Origin of the sequence: Geothrix sp. 21YS21S-2 (genome assembly GCF_030846775.1) — a bacterium.
Classification (GTDB): Bacteria; Acidobacteriota; Holophagae; order Holophagales; family Holophagaceae; genus Mesoterricola.
Genome location: NZ_CP132910.1, coordinates 5,229,015 through 5,248,135, shown reverse-complemented (window position 1 = coordinate 5,248,135; position 19,121 = coordinate 5,229,015). Strand labels below are relative to the sequence as shown.

At 71.6% G+C, this 19,121-nt stretch carries 19 protein-coding genes and 1 pseudogene; 2 read left to right on the top strand and 18 right to left on the bottom strand.

The features are described 5' to 3' along the window. Positions 1-14: 14 nt before the first annotated feature. From RAH40_RS23135 to RAH40_RS22910, 16 genes and pseudogenes are all read right to left on the bottom strand, one after another. Positions 15-422 (bottom strand): annotated as a pseudogene (locus RAH40_RS23135) (AAA family ATPase); the annotation flags it as partial. Next, on the bottom strand, positions 422-1,633 hold the full coding sequence (locus RAH40_RS22980) for a sigma-54 dependent transcriptional regulator (RefSeq protein ID WP_306599981.1): 1,212 nt from the start codon (positions 1,631-1,633) through the stop codon (positions 422-424). The pseudogene RAH40_RS23135 and the gene RAH40_RS22980, both read right to left, overlap by 1 nt. A gap of 3 nt (positions 1,634-1,636) precedes the next feature. Further along, the gene (locus tag RAH40_RS22975) at positions 1,637-2,998 is read right to left on the bottom strand and encodes a bifunctional type I 3-dehydroquinate dehydratase/shikimate dehydrogenase (RefSeq protein WP_306599980.1); all 1,362 of its coding nucleotides are present in this window, start codon (positions 2,996-2,998) and stop codon (positions 1,637-1,639) included. After that, complete coding sequence (gene mazG, locus RAH40_RS22970) at positions 2,998-3,795, bottom strand: nucleoside triphosphate pyrophosphohydrolase (protein WP_306599979.1); 798 nt, start codon at positions 3,793-3,795, stop codon at positions 2,998-3,000. Before mazG ends, RAH40_RS22975 begins: the two co-directional genes overlap by 1 nt. A 28-nt stretch (positions 3,796-3,823) precedes the next feature. Beyond that, on the bottom strand, positions 3,824-5,956 hold the full coding sequence (locus RAH40_RS22965; RefSeq protein ID WP_306599978.1) for a TonB-dependent receptor: 2,133 nt from the start codon (positions 5,954-5,956) through the stop codon (positions 3,824-3,826). Further along, on the bottom strand, positions 5,953-6,648 hold the full coding sequence (locus tag RAH40_RS22960) for a hypothetical protein (RefSeq protein WP_306599977.1): 696 nt from the start codon (positions 6,646-6,648) through the stop codon (positions 5,953-5,955). The genes RAH40_RS22965 and RAH40_RS22960 overlap by 4 nt, the downstream gene beginning before the upstream one ends. A gap of 87 nt (positions 6,649-6,735) precedes the next feature. After that, complete coding sequence (locus tag RAH40_RS22955; RefSeq protein ID WP_306599976.1) at positions 6,736-7,488, bottom strand: LytTR family DNA-binding domain-containing protein; 753 nt, start codon at positions 7,486-7,488, stop codon at positions 6,736-6,738. Next, positions 7,479-8,465: a sensor histidine kinase gene (locus RAH40_RS22950; protein ID WP_306599975.1), complete on the bottom strand. Its 987-nt coding sequence runs from the start codon at positions 8,463-8,465 to the stop codon at positions 7,479-7,481. Before RAH40_RS22950 ends, RAH40_RS22955 begins: the two co-directional genes overlap by 10 nt. A 77-nt stretch (positions 8,466-8,542) precedes the next feature. Then, positions 8,543-9,931 carry an FAD-binding oxidoreductase gene (locus RAH40_RS22945; protein ID WP_306599974.1) on the bottom strand — a complete coding sequence of 463 codons (1,389 nt, stop codon included), beginning with the start codon at positions 9,929-9,931 and terminating at the stop codon, positions 8,543-8,545. A gap of 12 nt (positions 9,932-9,943) precedes the next feature. Further along, positions 9,944-10,957 (bottom strand): DUF1338 domain-containing protein, encoded by a 1,014-nt coding sequence (locus RAH40_RS22940; protein WP_306599973.1) that lies wholly within the window; start codon positions 10,955-10,957, stop codon positions 9,944-9,946. 61 nt (positions 10,958-11,018) lie between these two features. Beyond that, positions 11,019-12,938 carry an aconitase family protein gene (locus RAH40_RS22935; protein WP_306599972.1) on the bottom strand — a complete coding sequence of 640 codons (1,920 nt, stop codon included), beginning with the start codon at positions 12,936-12,938 and terminating at the stop codon, positions 11,019-11,021. Positions 12,939-13,007: 69 nt separating this feature from the next. Continuing rightward, positions 13,008-13,379 (bottom strand): hypothetical protein, encoded by a 372-nt coding sequence (locus tag RAH40_RS22930; RefSeq protein WP_306599971.1) that lies wholly within the window; start codon positions 13,377-13,379, stop codon positions 13,008-13,010. 52 nt (positions 13,380-13,431) lie between these two features. Then, positions 13,432-14,133, bottom strand: coding sequence for a flagella basal body P-ring formation protein FlgA (locus RAH40_RS22925; RefSeq protein ID WP_306599970.1), 702 nt, complete (start codon positions 14,131-14,133; stop codon positions 13,432-13,434). Positions 14,134-14,135: 2 nt separating this feature from the next. Next, positions 14,136-14,924, bottom strand: coding sequence for a flagellar basal-body rod protein FlgG (gene flgG / locus RAH40_RS22920; protein WP_306599969.1), 789 nt, complete (start codon positions 14,922-14,924; stop codon positions 14,136-14,138). Between the two features lie 25 nt (positions 14,925-14,949). Beyond that, positions 14,950-15,690 (bottom strand): flagellar hook-basal body protein, encoded by a 741-nt coding sequence (locus RAH40_RS22915; protein WP_306599968.1) that lies wholly within the window; start codon positions 15,688-15,690, stop codon positions 14,950-14,952. A gap of 48 nt (positions 15,691-15,738) precedes the next feature. Beyond that, a complete protein-coding gene (locus RAH40_RS22910; protein ID WP_306599967.1) occupies positions 15,739-16,158 on the bottom strand; it encodes a molybdenum cofactor biosynthesis protein MoaE in 420 nt (139 codons plus the stop codon). 59 nt (positions 16,159-16,217) lie between these two features. On the opposite strand from RAH40_RS22910, the gene lat reads away from it, so the two are divergent. Together lat and rnhA are read left to right on the top strand one after the other, a co-directional pair. Next, on the top strand, positions 16,218-17,582 hold the full coding sequence (gene lat, locus RAH40_RS22905; protein WP_306599965.1) for an L-lysine 6-transaminase: 1,365 nt from the start codon (positions 16,218-16,220) through the stop codon (positions 17,580-17,582). Then, positions 17,582-18,025, top strand: a complete 444-nt coding sequence (rnhA, locus tag RAH40_RS22900; RefSeq protein ID WP_306599964.1) for a ribonuclease HI — start codon at positions 17,582-17,584, stop codon at positions 18,023-18,025. Before lat ends, rnhA begins: the two co-directional genes overlap by 1 nt. Here rnhA and RAH40_RS22895 read toward each other — a convergent pair. Together RAH40_RS22895 and RAH40_RS22890 are read right to left on the bottom strand one after the other, a co-directional pair. Next, the gene (locus tag RAH40_RS22895) at positions 18,022-18,630 is read right to left on the bottom strand and encodes a DUF5655 domain-containing protein (protein ID WP_306599963.1); all 609 of its coding nucleotides are present in this window, start codon (positions 18,628-18,630) and stop codon (positions 18,022-18,024) included. The two genes, rnhA and RAH40_RS22895, sit on opposite strands and share 4 nt — an antisense overlap. 2 nt (positions 18,631-18,632) lie before the next feature. Continuing rightward, a complete protein-coding gene (locus RAH40_RS22890; protein WP_306599962.1) occupies positions 18,633-19,103 on the bottom strand; it encodes a YqgE/AlgH family protein in 471 nt (156 codons plus the stop codon). Positions 19,104-19,121 lie beyond the last annotated feature (18 nt).

The following is a 19,121-nucleotide window of genomic DNA, read 5'->3' as shown; positions in this document are numbered from 1 at the left end:
GGGAGCCGGTACGTGGTGCGGTCGAGGGTCACCTGGCCCTCCACCATCACCTCCAGCAGGGCGCTCTGGGTCTTGGGCCCGATGCGGTTCAGCTCGTCCAGGAGGACGACGTTCGCGAAGATCGGGCCCTGCTGGAACCGGAACGTCTGGCCCGCGGCCTCCCACAGGTGGATCCCCAGGAGGTCCGAGGGCAGGAGGTCGTTGGTTCCCTGCACCCGCTGGTAGGACCCGCCCAGGAGCCGGCTGAGGCCCTTGGCCAGGGTGGTCTTGCCCACGCCGGGGAGGTCCTCCAGCAGGAGGTGGCCGCCCGAGAGCAGCACGGCCACGGACCGGCGCACCGGCCCGTCCTTGCCCACCACCACCCGGGAGAGGCCCCGCAGGCCCGCCCTCACGAGCTCCCTCACGTCGTCAGGTCCGCTCATCAGTCGTCCTCCAGGGGAATGCCGTGCTCGCGCAGGGCCTTGGCGAGGGCCCTGGGCGTGAGGCCCAGCTCCCGGGCCAGGGCGGCCGGGTCGGACGCGCGGCCCTCCATGGCCCTGCGCAGAAGGACGCCCTCTGCGGCCCGGGACACGACGCCCAGCATGGCCTCCAGCGTGCCGGGCCCGGGAAAGGGCAGCACCATGGAGCTGCCGCGCCTGGCGCCGTCGGGCGGCAGCGCGGCGAGCACCGAACCCGCGGTGCCGCCCAGGGCCTGGGTCAGGCCCCAGGTGAGCTGCCTGAGGTTGCCGGGCCACTCGCGGTGGAGGAGGTCCTTCTCCATGGCCCGCTCCACGATGGGCACGGGCCGCCCCTCGCGCCTGGCGTGCAGCTCCAGGAAGGTGCGGAAGAGGGGCAGGATGTCCTCCCGGCGCTCGCGCAGGGGCGGCAGCCGGAAGGTGAGGACGCCCATGCGCAGCCGCACGGGCTCGGGCAGCGCCTCCGGGCTCCCGCAGCCGCCCATCCAGTGGACGCCCTGCCCCTCCGCGCCCTCCATGGCCGCGATGAGGGCGGGCGCCGGGAGCCCTTCCAGGCCTGCCACGTAGACGCTGCCGCCCCGGAGCAGCGCCAGCTCCGCGGGCCCGGGGGCGCCCTGTGCGCCATCCCACGCGAGGAAGGGGGCCTGGGGATGGCGCAGGGCATGGAGCCGGCGCGCCGCCCGGGCCTTGCCGGTGCCGGGTTCGCCGTGGAAGAGGACAGGCTCGGCGGAGCCCGCGGCCTTCACCAGGCCGCGCTCCAGGGCCGCCATGGCCGGGGAATGGACGACCCAGGGTTCCCGGGGGTCGGGCGGCGGGGCCATGCGCAGGCTGCGCAGGCGGTCCAGCACCGCGCCGAAGACATCCAGGTCGAAGGGCTTGGGCAGGAAATCGTCGGCGCCCCAGCGGATGGCCTCGACGATGTCGGCGGGCTCCCCGAAGGCGGACATGACCACGGCCCGCAGCGCGGGCTGGGCGCGCTTGGCGGCCTTCAGCAGCTCCAGGCCCGACATGGCCGGCAGCCGGAGATCGGTCACGAGGATGTCGAAGGCGCCCCCGGCCAGGGCCTGCAGGGCCTCCCGCGGGTCGCCCACCGCCGTCACCTCCCAGGGGCCGCTCTCCAGGGCCTGCACCAGCATCCTGCGGAAACTGTCCTTGTCCTCCACCAGCAGCACGCGCATGGCTCACCCGCCCCCGCAGCCGCGGATGAAGAGGTCCGACTGGGCCCGGGCCTGGCCCTCGAAGAGCGCGGCGCCTTCCACCAGGGGCAGCCCCGCCTCCCGCGCCCAGGCGGCAAATGCCGTGTCCTCCTTGTAGATCCATTCCACCGCCCACTTCGCGAAGGGCCGCGCGGCCTCCAGCAGTTCAGGGAAGGGCGCGGGATCGCCGGGCGCCATGCCCAGGGCCGTGGCCTGCACGATGCCCGCGGGGGCGAAGGCCTCCACGTCCCTCGCCGCCGTTCCCGGCTTCCGGGAGGCCTGCAGCACGGGCCAGCCGCGCTTCTCGAGCACCGCGCGGGTGGTGGCGGCAACGCCCCCGTCCCCCAGCACCAGCACGGGTCCCCGGGCCAGCCCGGCAAGGGCCGCGTCCAGGGCCTGGGCGTCGGTGTTGGCGGCCTCCCAGGGGGCGCCGGGGCCGCGCCGGAAGAGGGTGTTCAGCGGCGCGGGGAGGCCGGCCAGGGGCGGCAGGGTCTCCTTCAGGGGGGCGGTCAGGCTCGCGCCCAGCACGGGCAGGGCCTCCAGGGCCTCCAGGGCCTCCGCTGCGTCGCCGCATTCCAGGGGCAGGTAGAGCAGGTCCTTGAAGGCGGCCTGGAAGCGCGGGTTGTGGAAGGCCGGGCCCCGGGAGTGGAGCACCGGACTGCCCAGCACGCCGCACAGGCCGTGGCCCGCGTGGAGCCTGTGGCACCGCCACGCCAGCATCCGGGACAGGGGCACCTGGCCCGGCGCCGCGGCGGGGGCGTCGTCGGCGGCGGCGTAGGTGAAGGCGCCCCCCCAGGCGAACTGCAGGCAGCGGCTGGGGATCCCTTTGGGCCCCATGAGGAAGGCCGAGAGGATGACCTCGTGGTCGCGGGCCCAGGCCAGGGGGCCCTTGACCCGCGCGTTGTCGGCGAGGCGCCCGGCGCGGCCCACCCACTTGTAGGCGTCCCCGTCGGGCAGGTCCCGCAGGCGCGCGTCCAGGTCGAACACGCCCTCGCCCACGTGCACGGACCGCAGGATCCGCAGGTGGGAGCGGGCCTCCTCCAGCAGGGGGGGAATGGGCAGCTCCCATTCCAGGTCCAGCCACGCCGGACGGCTGCGGGCGGCCTCCACGAGGCGTTCGATCCGGGAGGCCTCGTCCCCGTCCCAGGCGCCGCCGTCCTCGCGGCGCCGGCAGGTCACCAGGCACTTCCGCCCCAGGGACCGCACCATCGCCTCGGCCGGGATGTCCGGGTAGAGGTCCAGGCGCACCTCCGGCAGGGCCTCGTCGGGGAGCCTGCGGCCGCAGGCCTCGGCGTCCTTCCAGTCGGGGTGGGTGAGGGTGACGAAGTAGGGCGGCGGGAGGGCCATCAGGACCCCTCCGCGGCCTTCTTGGCCCCCTGCCACGCGGCCTCCAGGCCGTCCAGGTCCTGGGCCTGCCACCCGCCGTTGCCCTCGGCGAAGTCCTCGACGGCGCGGAAGCGCCCCCTGAAGCGGTCCATCTGGCGGCGCAGGGCCCGGTCGGGGTCCACGCCCTTCTTGCGGGCCCACTGCACGAGGCTGAAGAGCACGTCGCCGAACTCGGACTCCACGCGGTCCAGGTCCGTTTCCGCCTGCAGCTCGCCGATCTCCTCCCGCACCTTGTCCAGCACGCCGTCCAGGTCGGGCCACTCGAAGCCGACCTTGGCGCAGCGCTTGCCGATCTCCATGGCCTCGTCCAGGGGGGAGAGGCTGGCGGGGATGCCCTCCAGGAGCCGCTTGCGGGTGTCCTGGCCGCGCCCGGTCTTCTCGTCCTTCTTGATGGCGGCCCAGTTCACCAGCACGTCGGCGGCGTTCTCCACCTCGACCTCGGCGAAGACGTGGGGGTGGCGGCGCACCAGCTTCTCCACCACCATCGCCTCCACGTCGTGGAGGTCCCAGGCGCCGCGCTCCTGGGCCAGCTGGGCGTGGAAGGCCACCTGCAGCCAGAGGTCGCCCAGCTCCTCGCAGAAATGCCGCTCCTTCTCGGGGTCCCCCGGCACATGGGCCGCCAGCGCGTCCAGGACCTCGGCGGCCTCCTCCCGGAGGAACCGGGCCAGGGACTGGTGGTCCTGCTCCAGATCCCAGGGACAGCCCGTTACGGGGTTGCGGAGGGCCTGCATCACGGCGCGGAGGGTGGTGGGCGTCATGCCCTAAAGGTACCAGAAATGCCGGGGGTCACCACGACAGCGAGAACCCCGCGACCAGGATCCTGCGGCTGAAGTAGCTCTCGTGGGCCCTGCGCACCGTGAAGTCGGGGTTGTAGCTGTAGCTGGCCACGTTGTGCCGGTCCAGGAGGTTCATGACCTCCAGGAAGGCCACGGCCCTTCCGGAACCCAGCGGGAACAGCCGCGTGAGCCGGGAATCCACGCGGGCGTATGCCGGCAGCCGTTCGCCGTAGCGGGCGCCCTCCAGGGGCGTGAAGCCTCCCTGGCCGTCGGGGAGGCCCCCCTCGACGGGGGTGAACGGGGCTCCCGTGGCGTAGCGCCAGGAGCCGGACCATTCCCACCCCGGGCGGATCGTCCAGGTGCCCACGGTGGTGAAGCTGTGGGGGACGCTGGTGGGCACGGGGCCCAGGGCGTACTGGTCGTCCTCGCGCCGGCGGGTGTCCAGGTAGCCGTAGCCAAGCTGGCCCCGGAAGGCGCCCTTGCGCGCCTTGAGGAGCAGGTCCAGCCCCCGGGCCACCCCGCGCCCGGTGCTCGCGTAGTGCAGCAGGGGGTCCCTCACCACCAGCGAGCCGTAGTCCTTCCGGTAGAGTTCCAGCCGGGCCTGCCAGGGCACCGGTGCGCCGTCGTCCCGCGCGTCGGCGCTCAGCACGGCGTGGGTGGCCCGCAGGGCGCGCAGGGCCGGGTTCCCCTGGTGGGGATCCAGCTGCGTGAGCGCGGGCATCTGGTGGAAGGTGCCCCCGGCGGCGAGGAGCGTGAGGCGGGGCCCCGCCTTGAAGGAGAGGGTGGCCCGGAGGTCCCGGGTGTTCTCGCCCAGGAGGCCGTAGCGGTCGGCGCGCCCGCCCAGGGACAGACCCCAGCGGTCGCCGAGCAGGAACCGGAGCGTCAGGTAGCCTCCCGTCCGGGTGCCCTCGAAGCCGTAGCCGAAGGTCCTGGGGGCGGCCCCGGGACCCCAGTTGGACGTGTCGTAGGGAACCTGGCCCCGGGGGTCGAGGGAGGTGCGCGCGGCGTCCGCCCCGAATTCGAGGCCCAGGAGCGGGGAAGCCTGCACGACGACCTCGGCCCTGCCGAAGGTCTCCCCCTCCACCTGGTCCATGCCCCAGCGGTCGAAGGTCCAGGTCGAGGCGAAGCGGGTGTGGGAGGCCGCCAGGTTCAGCACGGCCAGGCTCCCCAGCCCCTGGGTCCAGCTGGCCGACAGGAAGCGCGTGTCGCTGCGGTTGGCGTAGACCGCCTCCAGGTTCTGGATCCGGTAGTCGAGGCCCAGGTGGTCCCGGGAGAGCAGGACGGTGGTGGAGAGCCTGCCGGTGGCCCCGAAGCTCCGCTGGTAGGACAGGTGCAGATCCTGGGAGATGGGCGCCTCGGTGAAGTTCGCCGCCAGGCCGTACCACTTGTCCAGGGGCGTGGTGTCGGCATGGCGGTACGAGCCGCGCAGGATCCCTCCGGCCAAGGGTTCGTCCACCATGAGCCCCTGCCCCGCCAGGTCCAGCAGCAGGGTGCCGCCCCGGACCCGGGAGGCCGTCTCCGTGGACAGTTCCATCACCGCCGACAGGGCGTCCCCGTAGCGCGCCGAGAAGCCGCCCGGGACGAAGTTGAGGTGGGTGACCAGGGCCGTGTCCACCGAGGAGAAGATCCCCCCCTGGGTGCTCGGGTGGTGGAAGGGATGCTGGAGGTGCCCGCCGTTCAGGTAGATGCCCACCTCGCTGGGATTGCCGCCCCGCACGAAGAGCTCAGCGCCCTCGCTGGCGTTGCTCACTCCGGGCAGGGCCTTCACGCCCTGGAAAACATCGGCGGCGGCCCCGGGCGTGGTGTAGATCTCCAGGCGGGTGATGGCCGAGCCGGGGCCGTCGGTGCCGTACCCGGCGCCTTCCACCACCTCCACCACGGCCTCCTTCACTTCGGGCTCCAGGAGCACCAGGAGGGGCTTGCCGGGGACGATGGCCCGCACCTGGGGCTCCATGCCCCGGGCGGTGAAGGTGGCGGTGGCGTCCCCGCGGGTCAGGGGCAGTTTGAACCGGCCCTTGGCGTCGCTGCGGACGGCGTGGGCGCCCACGGTGACCACGGCGCCGGACAGGGGCTTGCCCCCCGGGCCCATGACGACGCCGGCCAGTTCCAGGGCGGCCTGAAGGACCTGCGCCGCGAGCATCATTTGGCGCCCACCTGGGGCAGCACGACGAACCGGGCGAAGCCGTAGGCCGGGTCCAGGGCCAGGGCCTTGTCCAGGTTCGCCCTGGCCTCCCCGGCCCGGCCCGCCTTGTGGAGCGCCAGCGCGAGCCAGGCGCGGCTCTCGGCCCGGCCCCAGCAAGGCGCCCAGGGATCCGCTGGGGCCTGCTCGCCGTCGGCGGCACGGGCCGCAGCCTCCAGGATGGGCAGGGCCTTTTCCGGACCGCCTCCGGCGAAGGCCGGCGTGTGGAGCGCGTGGATGCCCTGGAAGAGGAGCGCCCGCGGATTGCCCGGGGCGGCTTTCAGGGCCTGGGTGAACAGGCCGCTGGCCTGGGGCGAGAGGGTCATGCCCAGCATCGGCTTGAACCCCAGCTTCAGGCCGAGGCAGGCCCCGGCCAGGGCCAGGCTCTCCGCGTCCCTGCGGGGCTCCAGGGCCTTCAGGGTGCGGTCGAGGAGGGCCTCCATGGCCTTGGGCTCCTTGGCGCCCAGCTGGCTCACCAGTGCGTAGGCAAGGCAGGCGTCCCAGTAGGGACGGTCCTGGCCGGAGGCGGCCAGCTCGCCCTGCAGGGCGCGGATGGCGTCGGCCGGGAGCCGCTGGGCCCCCTGGAGGCGGACCGGGAGGTCCTGGGCGGACAGGGTCAGCACCAGGGCGGGTGCGAATGACGGAAGGTATCGCATGGGGGGCTCCTTGCCGCCCAGCTTGGCCCGGGGCCGGCGCCCCGGAAGGCACGAAGGGACCGGAGGCCGGAAAATCCCTCCGAAGGGCTACCCCAGCCTCCGGCGCAGCCCGGCCATGCGGTCCCGGCTCACGGGCACCCGGTCCCCGGTGTCCAGGCGGACCTCCCCGTTGCCTTCGGCCTCGGCCCGCAGCTCCCGCACCCGGGCCAGCGCCACCATGGCGCCCCGGTGGCAGCGGTAGAAGGCGGGCTGCAGGAGCGTCTCCAGCTCCTCCAGGGTGCGGCCCAGCATGAAGCGCCCCTCCGGGGTGTGCACGAAGAGCAGCCGGTTCTCGGTGACCAGATGGCTCACGTCGGCCCAGGCCAGCACCCGCAGGCCGCCCTTGGCCTGCACGGTGAAGCGCTCCGGGGCCTCCTGGCGGCGGGTGGCGGCCAGGGCCTGGAGCAACGGGGCGAGGTCCCGGGCGGGCTCGAGGCGCGCTTCGACGCGGGCGAGGGTCTCCTCCAGGCGGGGCCGCGCCACGGGCTTGAGGAGGTAGTCCCAGGCCGCCCAGCGGAAGGCCTCCACCGCGTAGTCGGCGAAGGCGGTGACGAACACCACCGGCGGCAGGGGGAGCCCCTCGGCCGCGGCCTGCTCCAGGAGGCCGAAGGCCCCGGCCGGGGGGAACTCGATGTCCAGGAAGAGCACGTCGGGGCGGCACATGCGGAGCAGGTGCAGCCCCGCCCCGCCGTCCTCCGCCTCGGCCAGGCACACCGAGCCCGGGCGGAGTTCGCGCAGCAGGGACTTCAGCCTCAGGCGCCCCGGGGCCTCGTCCTCCACCAGGGCGTAGGTCAGGGGCACAGCCGCACCCATGCGACGCAGCCGGCCCGGGCCTCGGGCCACTCCAGGACCCCGCCCACGGCCGCGAGGCGGCTGCCCACCGCCGCCAGGCCCACCCCCGCGGGCGCGCCGGGGGCCCGGCCCACGCCGTCGTCCTCCACCCTCACCCCGGTCGCGTCCGCCGAGACGCTGAGGACGCAAGGCCCAACCTTGGGCCGGAAGCCGTGCTTCAGGCTGTTCTCCACGAGGGGCAGCAGGAGCAGGGGCGGGATCTCCCGGTCCGCCTCGGCCTCGGGCAGGTCCAGGCGCACCGCGAGGCGGTCCCCGAACCGCGCGCGCTCCAGGTCCAGCAGGAGCCCGATGAGGTCGAACTCCTCGCGCAGGGTCCAGCGGTCCCGGCCCAGGGCCTCCAGCATCCGGCGCAGGAAGGCCGAGAGGGTCTCCACCGCGGCCTCCGCCCCGGCGGGATCTCCCGGGATGAGGGCGGCGATGGCGTTCAGGGCGTTGAAGAGGGTGTGCGGGCTGAGCTGGGCCTTGAGGATCAGGATGTTGGCCTCGCCCCGGGCCCGCTCCAGGGCCCGCTCCGCCTCGGCGAGGCTCCGGGCCGTGTGGTAGGTGACGATGGAGCTCGATATGGAAAAGCCCAGGAGGTAGGACAGAAGGGCGGCGCCCGCGTTGTGGAAGAGGTTCACGCCCAGGACCGGGCGCACCAGGAGCCCGCAGGCCCCGAACAGCGCCGTGAAGAGCAGCAGCCAGCGCAGCTGCACCGAGACCAGGCTCGGCCCGGCCCGCCGCACCCACGCCGAGCCCAGTTCCAGGCCCGACCACATCACCAGCGTGAAGATCAGCCCCACCAGGCACGACACCAGGGTCCTGCGCGGGGTCATGGGCGTCTGGAGCAGCGCGAAGGGAAGCCCGCTGAGAAGCCCCAGGGGCACGGCCTTGAGGAGCCACCGGAGGGGGGCCTTCCGGATGGAGTTCGGGCTGCGGTCATCCATGGAGGAAGCCTACTTCCGAAGGCCGGAGGCTGGCGCGGAGAATCGTACCGGAGGCGGAAAACCGCCGACGAACGGCCTCACCAGAGCCGGGTGATGCCCAGGAGGCCGGCGGGGTCGAAGTGATCCCGGAGCGCGGCACCCGCCGCCTTGACGGCCGGGGGGGTGTAGAGGTCGTGGTACTGCTGGTTGTGGGGTCCCACGCCGTGCTCGGCGCTGTAGCTGCCCTTGTGCTCCAGGACGGCGAGGTCGTAGACCTTGCGCTGGACCAGGGGCACCAGCTCGGCGGCCGGGACGGGGCTGTCGGCCTCGCGCCACACCAGGTTCAGGTGGGTGCCGCCGTCGCCCCAGTGGCCGAAGTCGCAGACCCGCATGAAGGGGTGGGCCTCCGCCAGCCAGCCCTTCACGGCCTCCGTGAAGGCGGGAAGGCTGGACCGGGGCACGGCGATGTCGAAGGCCAGGACCTTCCCCTCGCCGCGCAGGCTCTCGGAGACGTGGTGGCGGATGGCCCAGAACTCCGCGGGCTTGCCGAAGCGCGCGTCCAGGACGCCCTCGCCGTGGGCCTCCATGTGGGCTCCCAGGGCCTCCTCCAGGAGGGAAGCCAGGTCGAGGCTCGCCTCCGGCAGGGAGCTGGCCAGCTCCACCAGGGCCGTGTAGGGCGGCACCTCGTCGAAGGGGTTGCGCAGGGACTCCTGGTGCCGGAAGACGGCGGCCATTGCCTCCCCGGAGATGACCTCGTAGGCGGTGAACACCTCGAAGAGCCCGCCCTCCAGGCTGCGCAGCAGGTCCAGCACGGCCTCGCCGCCGGCCAGCGCCACCAGGGCCACGGCCCGCTGCCTGGGCAGGGGCGCCACCTGCAGCACCGCCCCCGTGACCACGCCGAAAAGGCCCGAGGTTCCGGTGAAGAGCTGCTTGAAGTCCAGGCCCGTGTTGTTCTTGCGCAGGGCCGAAAGGGTGTCGACGACGGTGCCGTCGGCCAGCACCACCTCGAGGCCAAGGAGGTTGCGGCGCACGTCGCCGTACCGCAGGAGCCGGGTGCCGCCGGTGTTGGTGGCGATCATGCCCCCGATCTGGGGGTCGGCCCCCAGGTCCACGGGGAAGTGCAGGCCGTGCCCGGCCAGGGCCTCGTTGAGGGCGCTGAGGAGGACGCCGCCGTCCACCAGGGCCGTGCGGTCCGTGGGGTCGATCTCCAGGCGCCGGTTCAGGCGCTCCAGGCTGAGCACCGCCATCTCCCCGCCGGCGTCGGGCACCGAGGCGCCCACGAGGCCCGTGTTGGCCCCCTGCACGATGACGCGCAGGCCCCTGGCGTGGCAGAACGCCATGAAGGCCGACACTTCGGCGGTGGTGGAGGGCCGCGCCACGAACCGGGCCCTGCCCTTCCCGTAGCGCCAGCCGGTTTCGTACTTCTCGAGTTCGGATTGGTCGGCGAGCACCGCGCCCTGGCCCAGCAGGGCGGTGAGGTCATCCATCAATGCGTCCACTCAGAAGCTCCCGGGTGCGGTCATCTTGAATATAGCCTGGGCGTTGCCCGTGTCGAAGCCCAGATCCAGGCCGCCGCCGGGCAGGGGCCGGCGGGTGATGAACTCGAAGAACGAGCCCGGCACCGTCTTCAGCACCAGGTGGCCCTCGATGTCCCGGAAGGGCCGCTCCACCGGATCGGCCTGGAAGGCGGTCTGCAGGACCCGGCCGGTGGAGGAGACCTCGACGGTCTCCTTCATGGCCCGGCCCAGCTCCTTCTGCGCCACGGCCAGGGCCTCCACGTCGGCCACGCGGTCCGTGGCATGGTTGAAGGCGTTGCCCTCGGTGGCGATCCAGGCCATCTCCGCGCTCTCCAGGTAGAGGATCCGGTAGTCGGCGAGGCTGGGGGCCGCGTGCTGCCGGTCGAAGCACGCCACCAGGTCGGGCAGGAGGGCCCGGGCGTCCTCCGGGGCCAGGCTCCCCTCACCGGCCAGCTCCGCCAGCCGTTCCAGGGCCCGGGGCGGCAGGGGGTCCCGGGAGGTGCCCAGCACCCGGGCCACGGCCGCCTGGAAGGCCGGGCTGAAGCTTTCGGGGTGGAGCTCGCTGAGGAAGAACTGGGGGATGTCCTCCGGCAGGTCCTGGTGGCAGTAGGCGCGGCCGGTCATGGAGAGCCGGTCCAGGGGGTAGACGTCGGCCAGGGCGTAGCCCAGGGGCCCCAGCACCCGCGTGATGGCGGCTTCCCCGGGGGGCAGCGGGCCGCTGGCCGCCAGGACGGTTCGCAGGGCGCCGTGGTCGAAGACCACCTTGCCGCCGCCGGCGACCACGTCCAGCACGTAGGCCCTCGCCGAGGGCACCCGCTCCTGCAGGTCCCGGAGGAGGGCGAGGTTCATGGCGAAGGCCAGCTGGGCCCGGGAGACCCTGGGCTCCCCCGGCGCCAGGAGGGCCTCCGGCACCGCCACGGAGGCCAGGAGGTCCCCGGTTCGGCGGGCGCCCAGCAGGGCTTCCAGAAGGGTCCGCAGGTTGGTGTCTGATTGCATTGAATGCTCCACAAGGGGGCCCGCGCGGGCCCCGTCCCTGTTTCTTCGATGCCGGTGGCGCCTAGGGGGTTCCCGCGAGCGCGTCGAATCCGCAGATGGCGCCGCGCAGGGCGCTGGCGGCCACCGTGGCCGGGCTCGCCAGCCACACCTGGCCGGGGCCGCTGCGGCCTGGGTTGTTGCGGTTGATGGCGCTGATGGTGACCTGTTCGGCCCGGGTGGAGACGCCGGGGCCGGCGTTGATGCAGGCTCCGCAGCCGGGGCCCAGGATGCGCGCGCCGGCCTCCTCGAAGGCGGCGAGCCAGCCCTGGGCCTCGGCGTGGGCCCGCACGTCCTCGCTGCCGAGCTGGATGAAGAACTGCACCTGCAAAGGCACCGTGAGGCCGTGGTCCAGGCCCCACCTCACCACCTCGTAGACCTTCTGCAGGTCGGCGCGCTTGGCGCCGGTGCAGCTGCCCACGTAGGCGATGTCCACGGGAACCTCGCGCTCCAGGGAATCCAGGGGCAGGCCGTTGCCCGCGAAGCCCGGCGACGCCAGCATGGGCACGACCTGGGAGCAGTCCACCTCCAGGCGGTCCGCGTAGGCCGCGCCGGGGTCGCTGGCCATCCAGGGCTCCAGGGCGATGCGGGCGCCCCTGCGCTCCTCCACGAAGCGGACGGTTTCCGCGTCCGGGGCCATGACGCCCGCGAAGGCGCCGAAGTCGGCGGCCATGTTGGTGAGGGTGGCGCGCTCGTCGATCTGCAGGGCCCCGAGGGCCTCGCCCGCGTATTCGATGATGTTCCCCCGCACGTGGCCGTCCCTGAAGAAGGGCAGCGTCAGGAGGTGGAGCACCAGGTCCTTGGCGTAGACGCCGGGCCTGAGCTTGCCGTCGAGGCGCACCAGGACGGTGGGGGGCACGGTGACCCGCACGTCCCCGGTGACCCAGGCCGAGGCGATGTCGGCGGCCCCCACCCCGAAGGCCAGGGCGCCCAGGGCGCCGCTGTGGGGGGTGTGGGAGTCGGTGCCCACGATCACCTGCCCGGGCAGGGCGTACCGCTCGGCCATGAGGACGTGGCAGATGCCCTCGCACCCGCCCTCGGTGACGTCCCCGTGGAGGCGGATGGCGTTGGCGGCGCAGAACTCCTCCTGGAGCTTCTTGATGCGCCGGGCCACTTCCATGAGCCCGGGCTGCCCTTCGTCCTGCGTGTAGAACCGGCCCATGAAGGTGAGATGGTCGCGGAAGGCCAGGATGGTGCCGGGGTCCGCGAAGGGGATGCCTTCGCCCAGGCCCTTGCGGAGCATCGCCACGGCCAGCGGCGTGACGGTCTCGTGGGAGAAGCGCCAGTCCGCCTTCACCAGGAGCCCGTCGCCGGCGGCCACCGCGGGCAGGCCCTGGCCTGCCGCGGTCCGGGCGGCCCGGGCCAGGATCTTCTCCCCGTACGTCATGGGCCCGGGTTCACGGGCCGGCACGGGGATCTCCGCCGTCCCCTCGAGCCGGGCCCGGGTGAAGTCGAAGATCCCGCCATGGCGGACGATCTCGGCGGTGAGCGGGTCCAGGCCCTCGGTGAAGGCGGCCATGGGGATGGCCTCCCCTGCGCGGATGCGATCCACCAGGGTCATGTCCGTGGAGGTGAGAAGGCCCAGGGAATGGCAATAGAGGCGGTAGCCGGGGTCGAAGCTCTCGGCGATGACGATGCGGATGCCCGAGGCGCGCTCGGCGTAGGGACCGGCCTCCCGGGGACTGCCGATGCCGTGGCGCTTGCCGGAAACCGCAACCTCGAACCCGCCCCGGCGCACGAAGCCTTCATGGACGGGGAAGGCCCCGTCGCAAAGGAGGCCCAGGTAGGGGAAGTCCTCCAGCCGCTGGCCGAAGTAGTAGCACACCCAGCCCGGGGCGATCTCGTCCACGGACACGTAGTCCCGCAGGCGGACCTGCTCCAGGGGGAGATCCTCCCCCTGGAACTGTCTCTGCAGACCGGCGGGATCTCCGCACAGGAGAAGCACCCGACCCTTGGTCTTTACAGAATCCGTCCTCATGTCACAAGAATGCCACAGATGACGAGGTGGTGGTGGCTATTTGCCTTCCTCTTCCTCGAGCTTGGCGGAGAGTTCGTCCAGGTGGGCCAGGAGCCGCTGGGCGAACGCCTCGTCCTCGAGGATGGTGAAGTCGTCGCCCTTGACCTCGAAGATCTCGATGGTCAGGTTGCTGTCGCCTTCGGTGTCCTCGCCGGCTTCGCCGGCCTCGGAATACGCCTGGACCTCGGCGAGGGGGGCCATGATGGCGAAGTGGCGGTCTTCGAAATCCACTTCCTCCAGGATGGCGAACTCCTCCTTTTCACCGTTTTCGTCCTCGAGTTCGACTACCTCGATTTCATCGGCATGGTCCTCGTCGTGGCCGCAGCCGCACGCGTGATTGGGGTCTTTGTGATCATGGTCGTGGGCCATGGCGGGCTCCTGTCAAGGCTCCAGACTATTGTCTTTGGCCCTCCCCCGCCACCTATTTCGATCCGGCCCACTGGACGCGCGCCTCTCCGGGGCCGGTGACCACGGCCTGGACCATCCTGCGGGTGGTGGGCATTTCCAGCCTAACCTTGTCCCCGGCGGCGCCTCCGGACCGGGCCAGGGCATCCACCGTGATGGACAGGTCGCCGTCCACCAGCGCCAGGCGCACCGGGTCGCCGGCGTTGATGAGGGGGATGGCCTCCAGGTCCGTGCGCACCAGCACCTTGCCCTGGATCACGGGCCCGCGCAGCCGGTAGCCCTCGGGCACCGCCCGCAGCGCCCCGGCCGGGGGGACGCCCTCGAAGTCGAAGGCCTCGAGCTGGCCCGGCTCCGGCACGGCCCGGCGCGGCAGGGCGCTCCGGAAGCGCAGGAGCTGCCCCTTCCACTGGCCGTCCATGTCCACCCGCACCATGCCCAGGGTGCGGCCCGCGGCGATCGCGTTGAAGGACACGTAGAACCGCCCGGTCAGGTCGGGCCGGCTCAGGTGGGCCGGCTCGAAGGTCAGGGGCCCCTTCGGGGACTTGGGCAGGAGCGGGGGGGTGACCACCCGGAACGTGTAGGTCCCGTCCCGGCCCGCCACCTGGGCCTCGGCGTAGGCCAGGGCCTGCGCGTGGAGGCGGTCCCCGGCGGGGAGCGCGGCGTCGGGCTCGGCCCCGAGGAGGGCGGCGCCCAGGAGGAATGCGGCCAGGAGGCGCACGGCTAGCGCTTGAGGCCGGCCACCAGCTGCAGCATGCTGTCGGCGGTCTGGATGGTCTTGGAGTTGGCCTCGTAGGCGCGCTGGCCGATGATCATGTTCACCATCTCCTCGGCCATGTCCACGTTGGAGACCTCGAGGAAGTACTGCTGGATGGTGCCCAGGCCGGTGAGCCCGGGGGTGCCGTCGATGGCGTCGCCGCTGGCCAGGGTGGGCTGGTAGAGGTTGTGGCCCAGGGCATTGAGGCCGTTGGGGTTGATGAAGTTCGAGATGGTGATCTGGCCCACCTGCTGGGGCGTGGACTGGCCGGGCTGGGTCACGGAGATGGTGCCGTCGGTGGCGATGGTGACGCTGAGGGCGTCCTGGGGGATGGTCACCTGGGGGTCCAGGGGATTGCCGTTGGCGTTCACGATGTTGCCGTTCTGGTCCAGGCTGAACGAGCCGTCCCGGGTGTAGGCGAAGGTGCCGTCGGGCATGGTCATGCGGAAGAAGCCCGAACCCTCGATGGCCATGTCGAACTGGCTGTTGGTGTTCTTGAGGCTGCCGGTGGTGAACTCCTTCACCATGGCCGCCAGGCGCGCCCCGTGCCCGATCTGGATGTTGCCCGGATAGGTCGTGGAGGTGGACGTGTTGGTGCCGGCCGTGTTGATGGTCTGGTAGAGGAGGTCCTGGAACTCCGCACGGGACTTCTTGAACCCGGTAGTGTTGATATTGGCCAGGTTGTTGGAGATGGTGTCCATGTTCGTCGTCTGCACGTTCATGCCGGCGGCGGCGGACCACATGGCTCTCATCATGGGAGGCTCCTAGGATCGGGGGGTTTCAGCGCGGGGCGACGTCGGAGATGCTGCGGCTGTCCATGTCGTTGGTGATGGTGGACGCCACCTTCATGCTCATTTCGAAAAGGCGGTTCAGGCGGATCATGTCGATCATGCAGGTGGCCGTGTCCACCGAGCTCTGCTCCAGGGACCCCTGCACCACCGTGGCCGTGGCGGCCCTGGTGGCCGAACCGGCGGGGTCGAAGCGGTTGGAGCCCATGCGCTGGAGGGAATCCGGGCTGGCGAAGTCCCGGATCTCGATCTGGCCCTTGGCCTCCGTGCCCTGCATGACCGTACCGTCGGCCAGCACCGTGAAGGCGGGGTCGTTGACGTCCAGGAGGATGGGCTGGCCATTTTTGCCCAGCACCTGGGCCCCGTCCAGGGTCTGCAGCTCCCCGGTCTTGGAGAGCCCCAGGCGCCCGTCCCGGGTGGCCAGGACACCCGCGGCGGTCCTGACCATGAAGAATCCGGAGCCCTCCAGGGCGAGGTCCATGTTCCGCCCCGTGGTCTTGAGGGTGCCCTGGGAAAAATCCGTGCCCCTTGAGGCCAGGACCGTGCCGTCGTTCAGGAACCCGGAAAGGGGCAGCCCCGAGCCTTCATTGACGGCCTTGTTGAACACCGCGAAAAAGCTCTTCTCGGGCTTGTAGCCGATCGTCGCGGCATTGGCCAGGTTGTTGGATACGGTGTCGAGCTGGAAGGAACGGGCCTTCAGGCTTCCGGCTGCGACATAGTATGCGGGATCCATGGGTGGGCACCTCTGGCCTGGGTCAGTGCAGAGGTCGTGCCAAAAACCTCAGGCCCGGTTCTCCCCCTCCACCCAGGCCTTCTCCCCGTCCCTGTAGTTCTCGCGCTTCCAGATCGGCACCGACTCCTTGATCCGGTCCATGATCCAGGCCACGGCCTCGAAGGCCTCCCTGCGGTGGCCGGAGGAGACGCCCACGACCACGGCGGCCTGAAGCAGCGGCACCTCGCCGGTGCGGTGGTGGATGGCGCAGCGGATCAGCGAGAAGCGGGCCATGGCCTCCTCGCGGATGCGGGAGAGTTCGGCCAGGGCCATGGGCGTGTAGGCCTCGTAGGCCAGGAGGTCGACGCTCCGGCCCTGGTGGTTGTCCCGGGCGCAGCCCTCGAAGACCACCACGGCGCCCGCGCCCGGGTCCAGCAGGGCCTCCCGGATCCCCGCCGCGTCAAGGATTGCGTCTGTGACATCGATCATACTAAGCAACGTAAGCCTCCCGGGACCCCATGGTAGTCTGGCTTTTTGCCGAGGCCGCCATGAAAAAAGCGCAGGAAACCCATGTACTCCCCGCCGAGGTCTTCGACGTCCTCGGGCGCCACCTCCTCGTCGACGGCTTCCACATGGTCATGGACCTGGAGAAGTCCTACGGTTCCTGGATCGTGGACGCCCGGGACGGCAAGAAGTATCTGGATTTCTACACCTTCTTCGCCACGGCGCCCCTGGGCCACAACCATCCCAGCCTCCGCGACGCGGCCTTCCAGGCCAAGCTGGGCTCCATCGCGGTGAACAAGCCCGCCAACTCCGACATCTACACCACCGCCTACGCGGAATGGGTGGAGGCCTTCGCCACCAAGGCCGCGCCCTCCTACCTGCCCCACCTGTTCTGGATCGACGGCGGCGCCCTGGCCGTGGAGAACGCCCTGAAGGCGGCCTTCGACTGGAAGGTGCGCAAGAACCTGGAGAAGGGCCTGCCCGAGAAGGGCTCCAAGGTCATCCACTTCAAGGAGGCCTTCCACGGGCGCTCCGGCTACACCCTCAGCCTCACGAACACCGCCGACCCGAGGAAGTACCAGTACTTCCCCAAGTTCGACTGGCCCCGCATCTCCAACCCCAAGATCACGTTCCCCCTGGACGCCGAGAACCTCGCCAAGGTCGAGCAGATGGAGAAGGTCGCCGTGGCCCAGATCGAGGCCGTGATCGCCCAGGATCCCGCCGAGATCGCCTGCCTCATCGTCGAGCCCATCCAGGGCGAGGGCGGCGACAACCACTTCCGCACCGAGTTCCTGCAGGCCCTGCGCGACCTCGCCGACAGGCACGAGTTCCTGCTCATCTTCGACGAGGTCCAGACGGGCTTCGGCGCCACCGGCAAGTGGTGGGCCCACGAGCACCACGCCGTGCGCCCCGACATCCTCGTCTTCGGCAAGAAGACCCAGTGCTGCGGCATCGCCGCCAGCGCGCGCCTGGACGAGGTGGAGAGCGTGTTCAAGGTGCCCAGCCGCATCAACAGCACCTGGGGCGGCAACCTCGTGGACATGGTCCGCGGCACCCGCATCATCGACATCATGGTCGAGGAGAAGCTGGTCGACCACTGCGCCGTCCAGGGCGAGCGGCTCCTCAAGGGCCTCCACGAGATCAACGCGGAGTTCCCCGAGTTCACCAGCAACCCCCGCGGCAAGGGCCTCTTCTGCGCCCTGGACATGGCCACCCCGGCCCTGCGCACCGCCACGGTGTCCAAGGCCCAGGACCTGGGCATGATCATCCTCTCCACCGGCCACAACGGCCTGCGGTTCCGTCCCGCCCTGAACCTGGCCACCGCGGACCTGGACCTGGGCGTCGAGCTGCTGCAGAAGAGCATCAGGCTCGCCGTGGAAGCCACCCGCCCCCACATGGCGAAGGTCTAGTGCAGGTCGAGCTTTACTGCGACGGCGCATGTCTCGGGAACCCCGGCCCCGGCGGCTGGGGCTTCCTGCTGCGCGTGAAGACCACCGACGGCACCAGGGAGAAGGAGGGTTCCGGCGCCGAGGCCGGGACCACCAACAACAAGATGGAGCTCACCGCCGCCATCGAGGGCCTCAAGCTCCTCACCAAGCCCTGCACCGTGGCCCTCTACAGCGACAGCCAGTACGTCGTGAAGGGCATCCAGTCCTGGATCAAGGGCTGGAAGGCCAAGGGCTGGCGCAAGGCCGACGGCAAGCCGGTGCTCAACATCGAGCTCTGGAAGGAGCTGGACGCGCTCTGCGGGAAGCACCGGGTGGACGCCCACTGGGTGAAGGGCCACGCGGGGCACCCCGAGAACGAGCGGGTCGACCAGCTCGCGTCGGACGCCGCCAAGAGCATCGCCTAGACGTCCAGATCGTAGGCCCGCCTCAGCCAGCCCTCCAGGTCCCCGTCGAGATCGGCGGCCGACCGCACCTCGAGCTTCAGGGTGATCCGGTCCTTCTTCGCGAAGCCGCCGGTGTCGACGAGGCGCGGCGCGCGGCCCGCGAGCTTCGCGGGGTCGCCCAGCACCAGGCCCAGGTCCAGGCGCGAAGCGAAGGGCTTGACCTCGGCGAACACGCGCCTTCGGTAGATGGAGACCAGGGTCCGGCAGGGGCAGGCCGTGACGTCGGCGCCCAGGCCGTAGGCGGCGTCCAGGATCCGGTCCAGGAGGGGGCGGAGGGCGGCCCTGGCGCCGGCGTACTGGGCGTCCAGGTAGCCGGGGCACTTGGCGAGGTAGCTCTCCGGGGTTTCCGGCTCCTGGCCGGCCGCCATCTCGGCCAGCCAACCGGCCGCGGACATGCCGAGGCCCCGCTCCCGGAAGAAGGCCCGGGCCGCCTTGAGGTCCACCGCTCCGGCCTCCCGGGCCAGGGCCAGCCAGGCCTCGGGCCCCCTGCCGGAGTTCCGCTCGAGATTCGCGAGAATGGCCGCCCCGTGGGCGACGCCGGGATGGATGCCCCAGGGCCGCCCCACGGCTAGCCCGTGATGGACTGGATCGCCAGGGACCAGAGCTCCTGGGGGTCCTCTGGCATGAGCCATTCGGGATTCAACGGCACGCGGACCCAGGCCCCGTCCTGGATCTCCTGGTCCAGCTGCCCGGCGCCCCAGCCCGCATAGCCGAGGAAGAGGCGGAAGGTGGATCTCGGCTCGACCAGCAGGGACTCCAGCAGGTCCTTGCGGTAGCTGATGAAGTCGGTGAAGTCCAGGACCGTGTCGTCGGCCTCGGGAAGCCCGCCGCGCACCAGGATGATGCCCCGCTGGGGATCCACGGGGCCGCCGCGCCAGGCGGTTGCATCCTCGTCCCCCGTGAAGGCCAGCCGGCTCTCCTGGCAGATCTGGCGCAGCGTCACGGGCAGCGGGCGGTTGAGGATCACGCCCATGCCGCCGGCCTCGTCGTGCTCCACGAGGAGCACCACGGAGTGGAGAAAATTCGGGTCCAGGAGCATTGGACTCGCCACAAGCAG